Annotated in this window: 1 protein-coding gene; it reads left to right on the top strand. The window is 53.9% G+C overall.

Annotated elements, in window-relative coordinates; translation table 11 throughout:
• Positions 1 to 17: 17 nt before the first annotated feature.
• Positions 18 to 595: MobP3 family relaxase (gene mobP3, locus U8U68_RS22835; protein ID WP_322204649.1), on the top strand; the 578-nt coding region annotated here is incomplete at its 3' end.

Raw genomic sequence — 595 nt, 5'->3', positions numbered from 1 at the left:
CAAATCTGGTGAAGTACATGGGCACTCGCGAAAGCGTGGAGAGGGTGGCCCAGGGCATTGATAACTCACCCGCCACCGTTCGGCAGCAGAGGTTGGTGCAGGACATCATCAAGTTTGACTCGTCTGCCAAGGACTATGGTGAGTACCATGACTACGAGAGTTCTCCCACCAGGAGCAACACAAGCGAGTTCATCGATGCTTTTATTGAGCGCAACGCTGACCGCATTGGCGAACTGGACAAGCTGGTCAGCTATATGGCAGAGTGCCATGGGGTGGAAAAGCTTGGAAGTCATGGCCTTTTTAGTCAGACCGATGACAAAATAGATTTGGATTCGGTCGCCGAGGAAGTGGGTCAGCACAGGGGGATTATCTGGACACACGTCATCAGCTTACACCGTGAGGATGCGGAGCGGTTGGGCTATAACAGGGCCGAGGCATGGCGTGAATTGGTGCGGCGCAATGTCACCGAGTTGGCCGAGGCTCAGAAAATCGACATCAGTAACCTGCAATGGTACGGAGCATTTCACAATACCGCGCACCATCCGCATATGCACCTGCTGGTCTATTCCAAGGATGCAAAGCAGGGGTGGCTGAC

Origin of the sequence: Acutalibacter intestini (genome assembly GCF_034334985.1) — a bacterium.
Lineage (GTDB): Bacteria > Bacillota > Clostridia > Oscillospirales > Acutalibacteraceae > Acutalibacter > Acutalibacter intestini.
This window is presented reverse-complemented; position numbering and strand designations above follow the sequence as displayed.